We start from the raw sequence: 21,150 nt of genomic DNA, 5'->3' as shown, positions 1-21,150 counted from the left end.
ATTCACCCAAACATTACCCATACAAAGCCTATTTTTCTATTATTTTCAGATAGATGTAAGCCAATTGTTAAGGGTTCGTTAAATTAGAGGATTCCATAAAAAACAGGGATTATATGTAGTTTTTTGATAATTATATTGATTTTTTTTGCGTTGTATGTTTTTTGTATAGCTATTTTTTGAGAATTCATTATTCTTTTTAATTAATATTACAGTATCTAATTAAATAAATTATGAAAATAAAATTCTTAACGCTCATTACATTTGTTTTATCAATGGCAGTGTTTGGGCAAAATGTAGATGTTACAGGAACGGTTATTGAGGCCTCTTCAGGACAACCCTTACCTGGCGTAAATGTAGTTGTTAAAAACACATCTAAAGGTGCATCAACAAATTTTGATGGCGAATTTACTTTAACAGATGTGCCATTAAACGCTGTAGTTGTTATTTCTTATATTGGTTTTGTAACCCAAGAAATTACTATAGTTAACAATGATGCATTAAGTATTTCACTTGTGGAAGATGCAGAATCTTTAAGTGAAGTTGTTGTAATTGGTTATGGTACGCAAAAAGTTACCAATGTTTCTGGTGCTATCTCTACCGTAAAATCAGAATCAATTGAGAAGTTAAAGCCTGTCAGGGTTGAAGAGGCACTTCAAGGGTCTGCTTCTGGTGTATCTGTTATTCAAAGTGGTTCACCGGGTAGTAAACCAACTGTTAATGTACGTGGTATTCCTTCTTTCTCGGGTACAGATCCTGTAGTTATTATAGATGGTGTACCTCAAAGTTTAGATGATTTAAATTCTATAAATTCTGCAGATATAGAATCACTTAACATTTTAAAAGATGCAGCTTCTACAGCAATTTATGGTGTTAAAGGTGGTAATGGTGTTATTGTTGTTACTACTAAAGGTGGTAGAAACAAGGAAAAAACAGAATTTTCATTTAATACCTATACTGGTATTCAGTCTGTAGATAGAAAGATTGGACTTCTTAATGCTACGGAATATGCTGCTATAATTAATGAAGGTAGTGTTGCTTCTGGTGGAAATATTATATTTCCAGACATTTCAACCTTAGGTCGTGGTACGGATTGGCAAGATGAGGTGTTTAAGGATGCAAGTGTAACTTCTTATACACTTTCAGCTAGAGGTGGTACCGAAAAAGTGGGTTATTTTTTATCTACTGGTTATTTAAGCCAAGGAGGTATTGTTGGAGGAGAAGATAAATCAAATTTTAATAGATTGAATTTTACGGCAAATATTGATTTTCAATTAACATCAAAGTTAAAATTTATACTAAACTCTAGTTATGCAAATATTAAGAATAAAAGTATTGCAGAGAATTCATTTAACTCTATACTAGGTAATGCAATTAATTTTGATCCAACGGTTACCCCTTACAATGACGATCCAAATGACTTTGCTACTTATGGCTATAGTAATTTATTACTGTCAGAAATATTTAATCCTGTTCAAAGATTAGAGCAAACGTATAATGAAAGTAACGGAGATAAATTGTACGGTAAATTTGAGTTACAATATGATATTTTAGACAATCTAAAAATTACCTCTCGCTTTGGTTATACAAAATGGGATCAAGTAGGTAAAAGCTTTTCGCCATTAATGTATTATGGTCCTAATAATGTATCTAGTGATTATAATTCTGATGGAACAGTTAAAACTCAAGAGGTAGATAATGGAGATGGTACAACAAGTGTTATTCCTTCATTTCATAATAGCGTTACAGAAAGTACGGTATCAAATTTTAATTATACGTTTGAAACTTTTGCTAGTTATGGTTTTAATATAAATGATCAGCATAATTTCGATGTAGTTTTAGGTATATCTAGAAGTAAATCTACAGGATATGGGTTTGGTACTACTAGACAAGATGTTAGAGATAATTCTTGGGCTTGGGCAGATATTAGTGCCGCAACAGGAATTAATACCGAGTTAAATACAGATGCTTATACAGGTTATAGTTACCAGAATTTAGAAAGAAGAAATGTATCTTATTTTAGTAGAATTAATTATGATTATGAAGGGAAATATTTAGCATCTTTTTCAGCAAGACGAGATGGTTCAATTGCCTTTGGTGAAGACAATAAATTCGCTAACTTCTATGCTGGTTCATTGGGTTGGGTAATTAGTAATGAAGATTTTTTCAAATTAGATGCTATTAACTTCTTAAAGATAAGAGGTAGTTATGGTACTGTTGGTAATGAAAACGTAGATCCTCAATATGTTAGTATAACAGTAGGTGGACCTAGTTATAATTCTACAGCAAATAGTAATGGATATACCTTTGGAAGTGAATTTGTATCAGGTGCTACTGTAAATTCATTTAGTAACACAACCTTAAGTTGGGAAGAACAAACACAATTTAATATTGGTTTTGATGCAAATTTTATAAATAATAATTTCTCTTTAACTGCTGATTATTTTTATAAGTCAGTTGATGGTTTATTGTTTACTGATGCGCCATCATTATACGCAGGTACATCAGAACCTGTTACATCTAATATTGGTAGTACAGAAAGTAAGGGTGTAGATTTAACTTTAGGTTACAAAAATACTGGAGCCAAAGATTTTAAATTTAATACGTCAGTTACGTTTACAACTTCTAAGAATAAAGTAACGGAAACAAATAGCGATGGTACTGCATTTGTATCTGGAGGTTCTTATTTTAATGGTCAGGCTCATGATGTGACACGTTTTGAAAAAGGATTTACTCCTGGTTATTTTTATGGTTATGAAACAAATGGTTTATTTCAAAATCAATCAGAAATAGATGCCCATGCAACACAAGACGGCGCTCAACCTGGTGATATTCGTTTTGTAGATACTAATAATGATGGTGTTATTGATGATGATGACAAAACAAAAATCGGTGACCCATTCCCAACGTTTACAATTGGTTGGAATTTAGGTTTCGAATATAAAAACTTCGACTTAAGTATGTTTACTTATGCTTCAGTTGGAAATGATATATATAGAGCTTATGAACGTAATGCACAATACACCAATAAAGATAGAAGTATTTTAAATAGATGGACTGGTGAGGGTACAACAAATAGTGCTCAGAATCCGCGTTACACTTTTGGAGATACAAACAGCAATATACGACCATCAGATAGATATGTTGAAGATGGTAGTTTTATAAAAATTAAAAGTTTAATAATAGGGTACACGTTGCCAGAAAAATATAATACCGTTTTCGGTAAAGTACGTCTATATGCTCAAGCTAAGAATTTGTTAACATTAACAGAGTATACAGGTTACGACCCTGAAATATCTGGAGGTACTTTAGATACTGGTATAGATAGAGGTGCTTATCCTCAAGCAAGAACATTTTTAATCGGGTTAGACCTAAAATTTTAACATCTAAAATAAAATAGTATGAAAAATATAAAAAATAGTATTGGGTTAATCATCATACTTTCAATCTTTTTAGGTTGTTCAGATGTGGTTGATTTTGATCCACATGATGAATACGAAGTTACCGAGATTGATTATTTACAAACAGAGTCAGATTATCAAACTATGGTTGTGAGTTGTTATACGCCAACACAATGGTTAAACCAAATAATTGTTATAGGAGATATTGCTTCAGACAATGCAGTAGCAGGTGGTGAAAATGCTTCAGATGTAATAGCATTACAACAAATGGATGATTACACTATATTACCTAACAATAGTACATTAGAAGATTTATGGAAATCAGCCTATGAAGGCGTAAATAGAACCAACTATTTAACAGATTATAAAGAGGTAAATCTTTTAGGTGAAACTGTTGATTTTGATGGTAAAGAAGCTCTTTATGGCGAAGTTCATTTTTTAAGAGCTTTTTATTATTTTAATTTGGTAAAAATGTTTGGTGATGTAGTTTTGTTTACAGACCATAAATTAGGTATAGCAGATTTTGGAACTTTTGAAAGATCTCCAAAAGAAGATGTTTATGCTCAAATTGAAGCAGATTTAATTCAGGCGATTAGTGTATTGCCTACAGCACAATCTCAAAAAGGAAGAATTACTAAATATGCGGCTCAAGCATTATTAGGTAAAGTGTATTTGTATCAAGAAAAGTTTGATGAAGCGGTACCTGTACTTAACAGTGTTGTTAATGGTCCATTCAGTTTGGTAGAAAATTTTGATAATATCTTTTTGCTATCGGGAGAAAATGGTACAGAATCTGTTTACGAAGTTCAGTATTCTAATGGACAACCTTATTATAATTGGGGAGGACAGACAAGAGGTCAAGGAAATTATGCAGTACAACAATGTGGTGTAAGAGGATTTAGCGGAACAGCTGATATGCCATTTAATGCAGGTTGGAGTACTAACTTACCAACACAAGATTTGGCATCTGCTTACGAAGATGGTGATCAGAGAAAAGAAGCTACAACCTTTGATGTTGAAGCTTATGCAAATGATAATCCAACTTTAAATATTACTTATCAAGTAGCGCCTTATAAAAATACAGGTTTGTACAACAAAAAATACTTACCTAGAAAAGGCGAAACAAGTGGCCAAGTAGAATTAAATTATGAGAATAATCAACGTACTATTCGTTATTCAGAAGTGTTATTGATGGCAGCTGAAGCAAACTTAAGAGCATCTTCAGTTAACCAAGCATCAGCCCAAACATATTTAGATATGGTACGAGATAGAGCATTTGGTGATCAAGACCATAGAGTGGTTGCAACTGTACAAGCAGTATGGGATGAGAGACGATTAGAATTAGCAATGGAAGGTGATCGTTTTTTCGATTTGGTTAGAACAGGGCAAGCAACAAGTGTTTTAGCTAGTTATGGTTATAATTCAGCAACATTAGGTCTTTTTCCAATTCCTCAAAGAGAAATAGAAATTTCAGGTTTATCTCAAAACGAAGGATATTAAAAATAAAATTATATGAAAACAGTAAAATATATATTTAGTTTATGTCTTGTAATACTACTAATTAATAGTTGTGTGCAGGATGAGAGCAGTACAGATTTTGTTGATACAGCAGTCGCTCCGACTAACGTATTAGCATTATTTGAGGTAACACAAGATAATACTGGTTTGGTAACAATAACACCAACCGCTGAAGGAGCAATAGGATTTAATATCTATTATGGTGATGATACAGTCGATCCTGCAGATATAAATCAAGGAGAGAACACAACTCATACATACGCTGAAGGAACCTATACAGTAACAGTTGTTGCTTTTGGTCCTACAGGATTAGAAACTGAAATCACTAAAGAATTGGTTGTGTCTTTCAATCCTCCAGAAAATTTAGTGGTGACAATAGAGAATGATGAAGCAGTCTCAAAACAAGTTAATGTTACAGCTTCAGCAGATAATGCTATAAGTTTTAGTGTAGATTTTGGCGATGGTAGCGAACTAGTAACAGGCAATATTGACGAGACAGTTTCGCACATTTACCAAGAGCCAGGACTTTACACAATTGAGGTTACGGCAATGGGAGCAGCTATTGAAACAACTTCTTATACAGAAGTTGACTTTGAAGTTACGGCTATTTTACAACCATTAACTTCTGCTCCAGTTCAACCTTCTCGATCAGACTCAGATGTTATATCAATTTTTAGTAGCTCTTATACGGATGTTCCAGATGTAAATTATTTTCCAGATTGGGGACAAGCTAGCCAAGGAAGTGGTTGGGCATTGTTTGATTTAGGTGGTGACGAAATGTTACAATACATTAACTTAAGCTACCAAGGGATTGCATTAGCAGATAATACTTCTGTTGATGTTTCGGCCATGGAATTTTTACATTTAGATGTCTGGACAGCAGATGCGGTAACAGATATTGAAATTTCACTTATCAATAACGCATCAGGTACGGTTACAGAAGCACCTATTACGAAGGCATTAACACCTAATAGTTGGACAACTATAGAGATTCCAGTATCAGATTATACGGATCAAGGATTAACCGTTTCAGAGATTTTTCAGATGAAATTAGTAGGAACACCTTGGGCAGCAGGAACCGTTTTTGTAGATAACATTTATTTTTGGAAAGCGCCTTCTGGAACACCAACCGGTGTTGTTGGAACATGGAAATTGTCTTCAGTTGCTGGAGCATTAGGTGTAGGTCCAGCTGTAGGTGATATTGGATGGTGGAATTGTGACGACGCTTGTGTAACAGAAAGAGCTTGTTATTATGATGACCAATATATTTTTAATGCAGATGGTACTTTTAGTAATGTTTTAGGTGCAGATACTTGGGTTGAAGGTTGGCAAGGTGGAAGTGATTCTTGTGGTACTCCTGTTGCACCACATGATGGTTCAGGAGCTGCAACATTTGTTTACGATGAAGGCGCTGGAACAATTACATTAAATGGTACAGGAGCATTTTTAGGTATCCCAAAAGCAAATAATTCTGGAGAACTTTCTAATCCAGCTGATGCACCAGCATCAATAACTTATAATGCTACATTATCAAACTTTGATACAGAAATGTCTGTATATATTGAAGCAGGATCAGGAGTATTCTGGCAATTTAATTTCACAAAAGAAGGTGGTGTATCTTCGCCACTAGCTGGTTCTTGGCAATTAGCGCCTGAAGCTGGTGCCTTAGGTGTTGGTCCAGCACCAGGAGATATTACATGGTGGAGTTGTGATGATGTTTGTGTTGGTGACAGAGCATGTTATTATGATGATCAATATGTTTTTGGTTCGGATGGCAGTTTTAGCAATGTTTTAGGAGCTGAAACTTGGACAGAAGGTTGGCAAGGTGGAGGAGATTCATGTGGAACTCCAGTAGCTCCTCATGATGGTTCTGCAATTGCAACCTATGATCTTGATTTGGATGCAGGTACACTTACAATTAATGGAGTAGGTGCATATATTGGTTTGGCAAAAGCTAATAATACAGGTGAACTGGCTGATCCTGCTGATGCGCCAGCGTCTATAGTATATGATATAACTATTATTGATAGCAGTACTATTAATGTAATGGTTGAGGCAGGCTCAGGTGTATTTTGGCAATATAAACTTGTAAAAATTTAATTTAAGAAAAAATGAAAAACATGAAAAATATAAAATATTTATTCTTGTCAATTTTAGGAGTTGTATTGTTATTTACTTCTTGTCAAGAGGATGACATATCATTTGGTGATATAACTGCACCAAAAAATGTAACAATAACAGCAGAAATAGTTGGTCAAGATACTGATAACCCTTATGGAGACGGAACTGGTTTTGTGAATTTTGTGGCTACAGCTGACGATGAAATAAGTTATAAATTTGATTTTGGCGATGGTACTAGTGAAGTAGCGCCTAATGGAACCGTAACACATAGATACACGAGTGTTGGTGTAAACCCATTTACAGTAGTTGTAAGTGCAATAGGTACTGGAGGTACCATGTCAAGTACAGCATTAGAAATAGAGCTTTATAGTTCTTTTACTGATCCTGAAGCAGAAACTTTTTTAAGTGGTGCTAATGTAGGTGATAGTAAAACATGGTATTGGGCAGCAAACGTTGCACTTCACGTAGGTTTAGGACCTGTTGATGAAGATTATGGTAATGGAGAATTTGCTTATGAGGCATGGTGGAATGCTATTCAACCTTTTGATGAAGAAAAGTCATGTATGTACACCAATGAATTTGTTTTTACTAAAACAGCAGATGGATTAACGTTTGAACAGACTGTCGGTCCAGCATTTGTTCCTGGTACTTATGCAGATATTCTTGGTGTTGCAACAGGTGATACTTGTTATGATGAAACTGTGATACCTTCAATGTTTGGAGTTAAGGATGTTTCTTTTTTTCCATCTTCTTCTATGGCAGCGCTTGAAGGAACATATAATGATCAACCATATAGACAATCGAGTTTTTCAATCTCTGATGGCGGATTTATGGGTTGGTATGTAGGTTCTGTAGAATATGATATTATTTCTATTAGCGAAACTGAAATGCAAGTAAGGTTTATTCAAGAAGGTGGAGGTTATGCTTGGTATGCTAAGTTTCAAACTCAAAACCCGTTTGAAGTAGATGATTTTCCAACACTCACTTGGTCAGATGAATTTGACACAAATGGAGCACCAGATTCTGCAAACTGGACATACGATCTTGGCGCTGGTGGCTGGGGAAATCAGGAAGTACAAACTTATACAGATAATGCTGAAAATGTAAGTGTACAAGACGGCGTATTAAAAATTACGGCTAAAGCTGATGGCTCAGGAGGATATACATCTACAAGATTAAAATCTCAAGGCTTACAAGAGTTTACATATGGAAGAGTTGAGATTAGAGCAAAGTTACCTTCTTCTCAAGGGACTTGGCCAGCACTTTGGATGTTGGGTGCCAATTTTTCGGATGTAGGATGGCCTGCTTGTGGTGAAATTGATATTATGGAACAAACAGGTGATAATAAGACTAATATATTAGGGACGTGTCATTGGTTTGATAGTGGAACAAATGCTGGTGCTAGCTACGGTGAAATTACAGAAGTTGCAGATTCTACATCAGAATTCCATGTGTATTCATTAGAGTGGACAGAGGAATCTTTACGAATATTTGTTGATGGTACTGCATATTATACATTAACAAATAGTGAGGATTTACCATTTTACGATAAGGACTTCTTTTTTATAATGAATATTGCTATGGGTGGAACTTTAGGAGGTACTATTGATCCTGCTTTTACAGAAGATTCTATGGAAGTAGATTATATTAGAGTATATCAATAAAACACAAACAATTATTAGAGTATATAAATTATTTAAGGTCGAGTTATCATGTACTCGACCTTTTATTATAAGCGCATAAAAATCACTTAATTTGTGCTAAATAGAGAGTTAATTACTCAAAAGAGCACAATATTTTCCATTAGAAATTTCTTTTAAAACAATGACAAAAAATCCAATCTACATAGGAAACAAAATAGCTTCAAACGAACAATTAGATGTCAAAGGAGAACTTGTGTCACTTTATAATGAAGACTATTATAAAATATCAAACAGTGATAAAATGAGACCATTTTTTATGAGTCTTGTTAGTAATTCTAACCATTGGTTATTTATTTCTAGTAATGGAGCGTTAACTGCAGGTAGAAAAAATGCAAATAATGCATTGTTTCCTTATTATACAGATGATAAAATCACTGAATCATTAGAGACAACTGGGAGTAAAACGATTATTCAGGTGCATAAAGATGGTAAGACGTTTTTGTGGGAGCCTTTTTCAAATAAATATCAAGGTGTTTATGATACTCAAAGAAACCTGTATAAAAATAGTTATGGAAATAAAGTTGTTTTTGAAGAAATCAATAAAGACCTAGGACTGATTTATAGATATCAATGGAATTCTAGTGATGCGTATGGTTTTGTTAGAAAAGCTAATATTATTAATATTTCTAGTGAAAAAGTAGATGTTACGGTTTTAGATGGTATTCAAAATATTCTGCCTTATGGATTAGCTTCAGATTTTCAAAATGCTACAAGTAATTTAATTGATGCTTACAAAAAGTGCGAATTAGAATCAGATTCTGGTATTGGAATTTTTGCCTTAAGTGCCATAATTGTTGATAAAGCAGAGCCAAGTGAAGCTTTAAAAGCAAATACGGTATGGTTTTCAGGATTAGAAAACCCAATACATTTAATTTCATCTTTACAATTAGATGGGTTTAGAAATGGTAAAACGATTACAGAAGAAAAAGATATTAGAGCAGAAAAAGGAGCATACTTTATTTCTAAGGATTTAAGTCTAAATCCAAATGTAGAAAAAAGTTGGATGTTTATTGCAGAGGTTAACCAAACTATAAGTGATATAAATAGTATTTCTGAAAAAATAAAAAACAACTCAAATCTAAAAGAACTTGTACAGAAAGATATTGATACAGGTACAAAAAATCTAATAGAATTGGTTGGTGCTTCAGATGGTGTTGAGTTAACAGATGATAAATTAAGAGACACTAGACATTTTGCAAACACGCTTTTTAATATTATGAGAGGCGGGATTTTTGATGATGACTATAAAATAGAAAAAGAAGATTTTGTAAAATATATGGCTAAGGCCAATGTTAAAGTTTCAAAAAGTAAAGAAGCTATTTTAAATAGTTTACCTAAAATCTTCAATGTAGATTATATTAAAGATATTGCTGATCAAGATGACGATAGCAATTTTAAAAGATTATGCTACGAATATTTACCATTAAAATTTAGTAGAAGACACGGTGACCCAAGTAGACCTTGGAATAAATTTTCTATTAACACACGTAGCGAAATTGACGGTTCTAAAATATTAGACTACCAAGGGAACTGGAGAGATATTTTTCAGAATTGGGAAACCCTTGCACATTCTTACCCAGCTTTTATGGAAGGAATGATTTATAAGTTTTTTAATGCCACAACTTTTGAAGGCTACAATCCTTATCGAGTAACTAAAGATGGTTTTGATTGGGAAACTATTGAGGCAGATGATCCATGGTCTTACATTGGATATTGGGGCGACCATCAAATTATATATTTACTCAAGTTTTTAGAGTTTATAGAGAAGCATTATCCTCATAAATTAGCAAACAGCTTTACTCAAGATGTATTTGTGTATGCTAACGTGCCTTATAAAATTAAGAGTTATCAAGATACTTTAAAGAATCCGAAAGATACCATCGATTTTGATTATGAATTAGATAAAAAAATCAACACGGTTAAAGAAAGATTAGGTGCAGATGGAGCATTATTAAGAGACCAAAATTACTTTATTCATAAAGTTAATTTAACAGAAAAGTTACTAGCAACTGTTTTAGCTAAAGTATCTAACTTTATTCCGGAAGGTGGAATTTGGTTAAACACCCAACGACCAGAGTGGAATGATGCCAATAACGCATTAGTTGGTAATGGTGTCTCTATGGTAACCTTATATTACCTAAGACGATTCATTAATTTCTTTGAAGGCATTGTACAAGATTCTTCAAGTTCAGAATACAATCTTTCAGTTGAATTAAAAACGTTTTTTGAAGGTGTTGTATCAACATTAAATGATAATGTAAAGGTATTAGCAGGAAAAATATCTGATAAAGAAAGAAAAACCATTTTAGATGGATTGGGCACTGCTGGTAGTGATTACAGATTAAAAATATATGAAGTAGGTTTTACAAGTGATAAAGAATTAATTACAAAAACTGATTTGTTAGAATTCTTCACAGTATTAAAGCAGTATTTAGATCATACAATTAAAGCGAACAAAAGAGCAGATAACTTATATCATGCTTATAACTTAATGACGGTAGAAAATGATACGGAAGTATCCATTTCATACTTACCAGAAATGTTAGAAGGTCAAGTTGCTGTATTAAGTTCTGGTTATTTAAATCCAAAAGAAGCTTTAAGTTTATTAGATGGATTAAAGGCAAGTGCGCTTTTTAGAGAAGATCAGTACAGCTATATTTTATATCCAAACAAACAATTATCACGCTTTGTTGATAAAAATAATATTCCTACTAAGTCTGTAGAAAAATCAAAATTATTAAAGCAATTAATTGCTGATGGTAATACTCAGATTATAGAAAAAGATGTTTTAGGAGGATATCATTTTAACGGTAATTTTAATAACGCAGATAGTTTAAAAACGGCTATTAACCAACTGCCAGAAGGCAAATATGATGATTTAATTGCATCTGATAAAACGTTATTATTAGACATTTTTGAAGAGATGTTTGACCATAAATCTTTCACAGGTCGTTCAGGTACATTCTATGGTTATGAAGGTTTAGGGTCTATTTATTGGCATATGGTATCTAAGTTATTATTAGCTACTCAAGAAAATTGTTTATTGGCAGTAGCAAATAATGAAAGCGAAGAAACTATAGGCAGACTATTAGAACATTATTACGAAATTAATGAAGGTATTGGAGTGCATAAATCACCAGAGTTATATGGTGCATTTCCTACAGACCCTTACTCTCATACTCCAGGAGGAAAAGGTGCGCAGCAACCAGGTATGACAGGTCAGGTTAAAGAAGATGTATTGTGTCGTTTTGGAGAATTAGGTGTTTTTGTTGAGGACGGAAAACTGTTTTTTAATCCAAGACTTTTAAGAACTGAAGAGTTTTTAAGCGAAGCAAAAACATTCAAATACACAGCTATCGATAAGGAGTTAAAAACAATTCCTTTAGAAAAAGATTCACTTTGTTTTACATATTGCCAAGTACCTGTAATATATCAGCTTCAAAATAAAAATTCAATTGAAGTTATATTTAATGATGGTTCAACTTCTAAGTTTGATGATTTAAAACTTGATGAAACAACAAGCGATAAAATTTTCAATCGTACTGGAGAAGTGAATCAAATTATTGTATCTGTAAAAAAGTAATTAAAAACACTAAGCATGAATAAGAGTTTAAAATTATCGGTTTTTGTTTTTGTAATACTATTTATGTTTTCATGCAATGATGAAAAAAAAGAGAGTAAGGAAGAACCTGCTAAAGAAGAACTAGTTGTGAATGCAAAAGAGATATTAGGAAATCCAGATTATTTAGCGATTTCTTACGGTGGTTATAGACAAAAGGATAGAAATATTCAACCAACAATTCTAGAGCTTAAGGAAGATATGAAAATCTTAAGCGCAATGGGTGTAAAAGTGCTGAGAACCTATAATGTGCACTTTGACCAAGCGGCAAATCTTTTAAAAGCAATAGATGAATTAAAAGTTGAAGATCCAGAATTTGAGATGTACGTAATGCTCGGTATTTGGATTGATTGTAAAAGCGCATTCAATTGGGAAAACGGAGAGCCAGATCATAATCAAGAAAGTGAACGAAATCCGGTTGAAGTAAAAACCGCAGTTGAATTAGCAAAACAATATCCAGACATCGTGAAAATTCTTGCCGTTGGTAATGAAGCCATGGTAAAATGGGCAACTTCCTATTATGTAGAACCTTGGATTATCTTAAAATGGGTTAAGCATCTTCAAGATTTAAAACAAAAAGGAGACTTACCAAAAGATTTATGGATTACTAGCTCAGATGATTATTCATCTTGGGGAGGAGGCGATTCAATCTATCATACAGAAGATTTAGAGAAGTTAGCGCATGCTGTAGATTATGTTTCTATGCATACGTATGCTTATCATAATTCACATTACAATCCAGAATTCTGGAAAGTTCCTGAAAGTGAAGAAAGCTTAACTGATAAAGAAAAAATTGATGCAGCTATGTTGCGTGCATTAGATTTTGCCAAAATGCAATACGATTCGGTTTCAAATTACATGAAAAGTATCGGAGTCAATAAACCTATTCACATCGGTGAGACTGGTTGGGCATCAATTTCTGGAGGTCATTATGGTAAAAATGGTTCTAGAGCAACAGACGAATATAAACAAGGATTGTATTATAAACATATTCGTAATTGGACCAAACAAGAAAACATCTCAGTTTTTTATTTTGAAGCTTTTGATGAACAATGGAAAGATGCAGAGCATGAACTAGGTTCCGAAAATCATTTTGGGTTAATTAACTTAAAAAGTGAAGCCAAATATCCATTATGGAATTTAGTAGATGATGGCACATTTAATGGTTTAAAAAGAGATGGAAAACCCATTACTAAAACTTATAATGGGAATTTAGAAGCATTGATGAAAGAGGTTTTAGTACCAAATACAGATTATCCAAGAGATTAATAATGAAAAAAATAGTAGTCATAGCCATAAGTTTTATTGCTTTTTTATCGTGTAAAAATGAACCTAAAAAAGCTATTACTTCAGTTAATCCTGAAGCACAAGTAATTGATGTTGTATCAGTTTCTGGGAGACAATTAATGGTAAATGATGAATCTTATTTAATAAAAGGTATCTGCTATCATCCAGTACCAAAAGGAGCATCTACTAAAAGAGATTTTGGGACTTTGATACAAGATTTAAAACTCATGGTCGAGGCCGGAATTAATACCATTAGAGTGTATGCGCCAATTGAAGAAGAACATGTTTTAGATGAAATAAATAAAGCAGGTTTAAAAGTAATAATTGGGTTTGGTTACAATCAAGGTGGTAAAAATGATATTGTTTCAGGTTCATTTATTGATTATGTCAATAAATACAAATCCCATAATGCTATTTTAATGTGGGAATTAGGTAACGAATACAATTATCATCCAGAATGGTTTGATGGTGATATTAAAAACTGGTACACAGCAATGAATAATGCTGCTGCTTTAATACATGAAAATGACCTTTTGCATCCTGTTACTACAGCACATGGCGATTTGCCAAAAGAATTAGCACGCTCTATGAGCCCGAATATTGATGTTTGGGGAATGAATGTGTACCGTTCAGTTAGACCAGAAACTATTTTTAAAGAGTGGAAAGAAGTCAGTGATAAACCAATGTATTTATCAGAAACGGGAGCTGACAGCTACATGCAAATTGCTAAAGATGGCTATGTACAAGGTGTAAATGAATTAGCGCAAGCGGATGCTACAGATATTATTTTAAAGGCAACTTTTAAAGGTCAAGATATTTGTTCTGGAGTCACGTTATTTCAATTTACAGATGGTTGGTGGAAAGCCGGAAACAATAACGTCCAAGATACAGGCGGAACTGCACCAAATAGTACAGGTGTCCCTTTTGATGGTAGCCCAAATGAAGAGTTTTGGGGTATTGTAGATATTGATAGAAATAAGAAAAAAGTATATGATGTTGTTAAAGACATTTATACTAATGTAAATAAAACAACTAATTAAAAAACACATGAAAACGATAAGATATAGCATATTAGCACTCTTAATTTTTACTGTAATGAGTTGTAATTCTGAAAAAAAAGAAAGTAAAAACTTAAATGTTGAGGTTTATGAAACTTCAGAAAGCGGGAATAAACTCACTAGAATTACCGAGTTTACTAAAGTAGATTCTTCAGCGGTTATAAAATTATTACCAGAACAAAAATTTCAAACTATAACAGGTTTTGGTGGTTCGTTTACGGAATCTTCAGCTTATTTATTAAACAAGTTGAGTAAAAGGAATCGCGATACTATTCTTCAAGCTTATTTTGCTGAAGATGGTGCACGTTATTCATTAACAAGGACTCATATTGCGTCTTGTGATTTTTCATTAAATAATTATACTTACGCACCAGAGGCAGATGATATGGAATTGAAAAGCTTCAATATTGAAGAGGACCGTGATGATTTAATTCCTATGATAAAAGGGGCTCAGGCCATTTCTCAAGATGGGTTTAAAATTATTTCTTCACCTTGGTCTTCACCACCTTGGATGAAAGATAATAAGGCATACGTTGGCGGAAAATTATTGCCAAAATATTATGATGTATTCGCACTTTATTTTTCAAAATATTTAGAAGCTTATAAAGCTGAAGGTATTGATATTTGGGGATTAACACCAGTTAATGAGCCGCACGGAAACGGGTACAATTGGGAAAGTATGCACTTTTCGCCAGAAGAAGAAACGAATTTTGTACAAAATCATTTAGGACCTAAATTAGAGGCAGATGGTTTTGGAGACGTTAATATCTTAGGCTATGACCAGAATAGAAAAGGTATAAAAGAATGGGTAGATGAAATGTATAAAGATGAAGCCTCCTCTAAGTATTTTGATGGATTAGCCATTCATTGGTACGAGAGCACCTTTGATTATTTGCCAAAAGAATTACAATATGCGTACAACAAAGCACCAAATAAATATCTTATTGAAACTGAAGGTTGTGTAGATTCTGAAATTCCGAAATGGCAAGATGATGCTTGGTATTGGAAAAAAGAAGCTACAGATTGGGGTTGGGATTGGGCTTCGCCAAAAGACAAACATTTACACCCAAAATATGCACCAGTAAATCGTTATGCAAGAGATATCATTGGTTGCCTTAATAATTGGGTAGATGGTTGGGTAGATTGGAACATGGTTTTAGATAAACAAGGTGGCCCAAACTGGTTTGAGAATTGGTGTGTTGCACCAGTCATTGTAGACCCAGTAGCTGATGAGGTGTACTTCACACCATTGTATTACACTATGGCTCATTTTAGTAAATACATAAGACCAGGAGCAGAAGTTATTGGTGTAGAAAATGCTGATGCCGATTTAATGGTGACAGCAGCAATAAATCCAGATGGTTCAATTGCTGTTGTATTATTCAACGAAGGTAAAACGTATAAAGACTTTACGTTAATGCTTGGTGAAGAAACTGTAAAAGTTAAAATAAACGGACAGGCTATTCAAACTATATTAATTCCAACAAAATCTAAATAATATGTCCACATTAGCCAATAAGCTTCCGTTAAGTCAAAAGATTGCATTTGGAATAGGGATGCTTGCCAATCAAATGTTTCCTGCGGTAATTGGAATATTTATTGTGGTTTTGGTACAAGATTTGGGATTTCCTGGCTGGATGTGGGGAATTATTTCCTTAGTCCCTAGATTATTTGATGCCATTACAGACCCTATAATGGGTTACATTTCAGATAATACTAAATCGCGTTGGGGAAGACGTCGTCAATATGTTTTTATTGGTGCGGTTGTAATGGGAATTGCATTTGTAGTTATGTGGCAACTGTTTAGAGAAAATTCACTCGATTATAACTTTTGGTATTTCTTATTATGGTCATTTGTATTTTATTTGGGTTTAACCATTTTTAGTGTGCCTTATGTTGCAATGGGTTATGAAATGAGTGATGATTTTCATGAGCGTACGAGTATCATGGCTGTTGCGCAGTGGATCGGACAATGGGCTTGGGTAATTGCACCTTGGTTTTGGGTTATTATGTACGATCCAGAATGGTATGCTACTGCAGATGTTGCTGTAAGAGAATTAGCAGTTTGGGTCGGAATTATATTCGCTATTTGTGCTATGGTTCCAGCTGTTTTTATTAAAAGTAGGTCAACAGTTAATGAAAATTATTCGGAACTAACCATTAAAAATATTGGAGGTAGTTTAAAAGAAATTGGTAATAATTTTGTTGAAGCATTTAAATCAGCTCCATTTAAAAAGTTATGTTTTGCCACATTTTTTGTGTTTAATGCATTTAATACCGTTGCAAGTTTTACCTTCTTTATAATTGTGTATTACCTTTTTAATGGAGATGCATCAGCTGCTGGTATTTGGCCAACTTTATTTGGTAGTGTTGGTGCTTTAGTAACTACGTTTTTAGTGATTCCTATTGTTGCAAAGATGTCTAAATTATTAGGAAAGAAAAAAGCATTTATGGTATCTCAAGCCATATCTGTAGTTGGTTATATAATGCTATGGTTCTTATTTATTCCAGGAAAACCTTACATGTTTCTAATTGCGTTACCATTTTTCTCTTTTGGAATAGGTGGATTATTTACACTTATGATGTCAATGACTGCAGATGTAATTGATTTAGATGAGCTAAATACAGGAAAACGTCGCGAAGGTGTTTTTGGTGCTATATATTGGTGGATGGTAAAATTTGGTTTCGGAATTGCAGGTGGATTAAGTGGCGCAATTTTATCAATTATTGGGTTTGATTCTGCTGCGGATGTACAAACAGATGGTGCAATTATAGGTTTAAGATTCTTTTTTACAGGATTTCCAATATTAGGAACACTGGCTGCAATGTATATAATGCGTAATTACGATTTAACTGAAAAGCGTTCTAATGAAATTAGAGCAGAATTAGATAGTCGTAATCCTGTATCTAGTTAAGATATCAGAATAAAGTACTGAACTATGTCTATTAGAGAAGAAAAATTTTTTGCGTTAGGATCTACGGAATGTGCTCATAAAGATATAAATGAGTTAAAACAACTGTATAAACAATATTTGTCTCAAGGCACACATGGACTTTGTTTTAGTCCATATTTGGAAGGTCAAGAACCTGGTGACGAACTCTCAGAAGCACAAATTAGAAGACGAATAGAAATTATAGCGCCTTACACAAAATGGATTCGTTCATTCTCTTGTACGGAAGGTAATGAGTTGATTCCAAAAATAGCTAAAGAATATGGCTTAAAAACATTAGTTGGTGCGTGGTTAGGTGATGATAAGGAAATGAACAAGAAGGAAATTAATGGATTAATTGAGTTGTCAAATCATGGTTATGTTGATATTGCTGCAGTAGGTAACGAAGTGATGTATCGAGGAGATTTAACAGAAGAAGAATTGATTGCGCATATTTATAGCGTTAAACACTCAATTAAAAATGTTCCAGTTGGTTATGTAGATGCTTATTATGAGTTTGCGGACCGTCCTAATATCACAGAAGCTTGTGATATAATTTTAGCAAATTGTTATCCTTTTTGGGAAGGCTGCGACCAAGATTACGCTCTATTGTATATGAAAGATATGTTTAATAGAGCCTTAAAAGCAGGTCAAGGAAAAAGAGTTGTAATAACAGAAACAGGCTGGCCAAATAAAGGCTCTAATCTATATGGTGCTTATCCATCAGAAGAAAATGCTATAAAATATTTTATTAATTCCCAACAATGGTCTAAAGAAGAAGGTATTGAAATGTTTTACTTCTCCTCTTTTGATGAATCTTGGAAAGTAGACAAAGAAGGAGATGTTGGTGCGTTTTGGGGAATTTGGGATAAAGATGAAAAGCTTAAATTTTAGATACCAACTAAAATTGACAATGTTAAAACCTGTCTGTGATTGCATTACGATTTTTTGACGAATGTAATATTCTGCATAATTATTTTCTTTATATATTTTTATTCTTACTATAAGATACCACAACATTACCACTACATTAAGGTAGCTTTAATAATTGTACCATAATATGTATTTTTTTTGGCAGTCGTCAATTCCCTTTATTTACTGGTGATTTGGTCTGTTTATATATTTTTCACAACAATTTTTATGATGTATGGTTTTGGTATTGCGACATTTGTCAATTTAACAATTTATTGGTGGTATATTTGAGATAATTGCAATTTAAACACTCTCTATGTGTTACAATCGCAATTTTAAACTAATATTAATAAATACAACAAAGATGAAAAAAATTACATTATTTATTTTCTTAATGGCATTGTCATTTGGATATTCTCAAACTTTACCATTAGATTTTGAATCCGCTACAACTTGGATTGATTTTGATGGAGGCGCCGTAACAACTATTGCAAATCCACAAAGTAATGCAGATAATAATTCTGCAAACGTTGGTCAGATGGTAAAAAGTGCTGGACAAGTTTGGGGTGGAAGTGCATTAGTGTTAAGTTCTGCTATGGATTTTACGACTAATAATACCTTTTCTATGAAAGCATATTCTGTTAAAGCAGGCACTAAAGTGTTAATGAAGGTTGAGAATTCTGGTGATGCTGGAATTAATTATGAAAAGGAAGTGACTATGACTTCAACTAACACTTGGGAAACCTTGGTGTTTGATTATTCTGCAATTCCTGCAAATACCTATGATAAAATTGTTGTGATTTTTGATTTAGGAACAATGGGAGATGGAACCGCAAATTTCACTTATTATTTTGATGATATTACATTATATGATAATGGTGGTGGAGCAGGAGCTACTGCATCTTTACCGTTAGATTTTGAAATAGCGACCACTTGGGTAGATTTTGATGGTGGTGAAGTAACTACAATTGCAAATCCACAGAGTAATGCAGATAATAATTCGGCTAATGTTGGTCAAATGATTAAGAATGCCGGACAAGTTTGGGGAGGAAGTTCCTTAGTATTAAGTGCACCTATGGATTTTACAGCAAATAACACCTTTTCAATGAAGGCATATTCAGTAAAAGCAGATACTAAAGTTTTAATGAAGGTTGAAAATTCTGGTGATGCCGGAATTAATTTTGAAAAAGAAGTGACAATGACAACTACAAATGCTTGGGAGACTTTAGTATTTGACTACTCATCGATACCAGCTAACACCTATGATAAAATTGTCGTGATTTTTGATTTAGGAACAATGGGAGATGGAACCGCAAATTTTACGTATTACTTTGATGATGTTACTTTATTTGATAATGGTACTACTGGTCCTGCATTAGCATTACCATTCGATTTTGAAACAGAACCAACAACAACAGATTTTGTTGACTTTGATGGTGGTACTGCATCGGTAATAGCCAATCCACAATCAGTTGCGCCTAATACTAGCGCTAATGTGGCACAAATAGTTAGAAATGGTGGACAAATTTGGGGAGGTAGTAAAATAACAATAGCAAATAACCTTGATTTCTCTGCGCAAGGAGGTATTTCAATGAAAGTGTTCACAACAGCTCCTGTTGGTACAACTGTTAAATTAAAATTAGAAGGCAATGGACAAACAGAAATTGATCAGTTAACAACTGTTTCTGGTGCTTGGGAAACCTTAACTTGGGATTTTACAGGGCAACCTGCAGATTTTAATACTTTGGTTTTTATGTTTGATTTTGGTAATCTAGGAGATGGTACAGCAAATTCAACATTTCTTTTTGATGATGTAGAACAATTTGATATTTCAGGTGGATTGTCTCAGATAAACCATCCTGTAGATTTTGAAGGGACTACTACAAACTATACAGTTACAGACTTTGGTGGTAATGCATCTACTTTAGTAGTAGACCCAACAGATTCTGGTAATATGGTTATACAAACTATAAAAACTTCTGGTGCTGCAACTTGGGCAGGTACTACTATAAGTACGCCAACAGGTTTTGCTACAGCATTACCATTTACAACTACAGATACTAAAATGTATGTAAGTGTCTGGTCTCCAGATGCAGGTATTCCTGTACGTCTAAAAGTTGAAGATCATGCAGACAATACTCATACTTGTGAAACAGAAGCTGTGACAACTATAGCTGGTGGATGGGAGACTTTAGAGTTTAACTTTAATAATGAGGCAGCAGGTACGGCAGCATTAAACCCAGCATATACATTTGATATGGCATCAATATTCTTCAATTTTGGAACAGATGGTGCTACTGCAGGTGAAAAAACTTACTATTTTGATAATGTTTCTTTCGGAACAGCATTAGGATTAAATGAATTTGAAATTAACGACTTTACTGTATATCCAAATCCAACTAATTTAATTTGGAACGTAAAAACAAAAAACCAAACTATCAGTTCAGTTCAAGTATTTGATGTTTTAGGCAAGCAAGTGATAACTTTAAAACCTAACAAAAATGAAGTATTAATTGATGCTTCAACCTTAAAAAGTGGAATTTATTTTGCTAAGTTGACAACTGCTAATGGAACTCAAACTATTAAACTTGTTAAAAACTAGTT

The 21,150-nt window shown here is 33.4% G+C and carries 11 protein-coding genes; all 11 read left to right on the top strand.

Annotated elements, in window-relative coordinates:
- Positions 1-230 precede the first annotated feature (230 nt).
- The 11 genes from HNV10_RS08790 to HNV10_RS08745 all read left to right on the top strand — a co-directional run bounded on the left by HNV10_RS08790 (position 231) and on the right by HNV10_RS08745 (position 21,148).
- Positions 231-3,380: a SusC/RagA family TonB-linked outer membrane protein gene (locus HNV10_RS08790; RefSeq protein WP_173300963.1), complete on the top strand. Its 3,150-nt coding sequence runs from the start codon at positions 231-233 to the stop codon at positions 3,378-3,380.
- An 18-nt stretch (positions 3,381-3,398) separates the two neighbouring features.
- Entirely contained in the window at positions 3,399-4,898 is a 1,500-nt protein-coding gene (locus tag HNV10_RS08785) for a RagB/SusD family nutrient uptake outer membrane protein (RefSeq protein WP_173300962.1), read from the top strand.
- A gap of 12 nt (positions 4,899-4,910) precedes the next feature.
- Positions 4,911-7,016 (top strand): PKD domain-containing protein, encoded by a 2,106-nt coding sequence (locus HNV10_RS08780; protein WP_173300961.1) that lies wholly within the window; start codon positions 4,911-4,913, stop codon positions 7,014-7,016.
- A gap of 20 nt (positions 7,017-7,036) precedes the next feature.
- Positions 7,037-8,701 carry a family 16 glycosylhydrolase gene (locus HNV10_RS08775; protein WP_194241028.1) on the top strand — a complete coding sequence of 555 codons (1,665 nt, stop codon included), beginning with the start codon at positions 7,037-7,039 and terminating at the stop codon, positions 8,699-8,701.
- A 160-nt stretch (positions 8,702-8,861) separates the two neighbouring features.
- On the top strand, positions 8,862-12,323 hold the full coding sequence (locus HNV10_RS08770) for a hypothetical protein (RefSeq protein ID WP_173300960.1): 3,462 nt from the start codon (positions 8,862-8,864) through the stop codon (positions 12,321-12,323).
- A gap of 15 nt (positions 12,324-12,338) precedes the next feature.
- Positions 12,339-13,628, top strand: a complete 1,290-nt coding sequence (locus HNV10_RS08765; protein ID WP_173300959.1) for a glycosyl hydrolase family 17 protein — start codon at positions 12,339-12,341, stop codon at positions 13,626-13,628.
- Positions 13,629-13,630: 2 nt separating this feature from the next.
- Positions 13,631-14,686, top strand: coding sequence for a glycoside hydrolase family 2 TIM barrel-domain containing protein (locus HNV10_RS08760; protein WP_173300958.1), 1,056 nt, complete (start codon positions 13,631-13,633; stop codon positions 14,684-14,686).
- Positions 14,687-14,693: 7 nt separating this feature from the next.
- On the top strand, positions 14,694-16,202 hold the full coding sequence (locus HNV10_RS08755) for a glycoside hydrolase family 30 protein (RefSeq protein WP_173300957.1): 1,509 nt from the start codon (positions 14,694-14,696) through the stop codon (positions 16,200-16,202).
- A gap of 1 nt (position 16,203) precedes the next feature.
- Positions 16,204-17,619: an MFS transporter gene (locus HNV10_RS17230; RefSeq protein WP_241695478.1), complete on the top strand. Its 1,416-nt coding sequence runs from the start codon at positions 16,204-16,206 to the stop codon at positions 17,617-17,619.
- A 24-nt stretch (positions 17,620-17,643) separates the two neighbouring features.
- Positions 17,644-18,528: a glycoside hydrolase family 17 protein gene (locus HNV10_RS17225; RefSeq protein WP_241695477.1), complete on the top strand. Its 885-nt coding sequence runs from the start codon at positions 17,644-17,646 to the stop codon at positions 18,526-18,528.
- A 382-nt stretch (positions 18,529-18,910) separates the two neighbouring features.
- Complete coding sequence (locus HNV10_RS08745) at positions 18,911-21,148, top strand: T9SS type A sorting domain-containing protein (protein WP_173300956.1); 2,238 nt, start codon at positions 18,911-18,913, stop codon at positions 21,146-21,148.
- Positions 21,149-21,150: the final 2 nt, after the last annotated feature.

This window comes from Winogradskyella litoriviva, assembly GCF_013249065.1.
In the GTDB taxonomy this organism is placed as follows: domain Bacteria; phylum Bacteroidota; class Bacteroidia; order Flavobacteriales; family Flavobacteriaceae; genus Winogradskyella; species Winogradskyella litoriviva.
The sequence above is the reverse complement of the archived record's forward strand: the minus strand, read 5'-3'. Positions and strand labels throughout refer to the sequence as shown.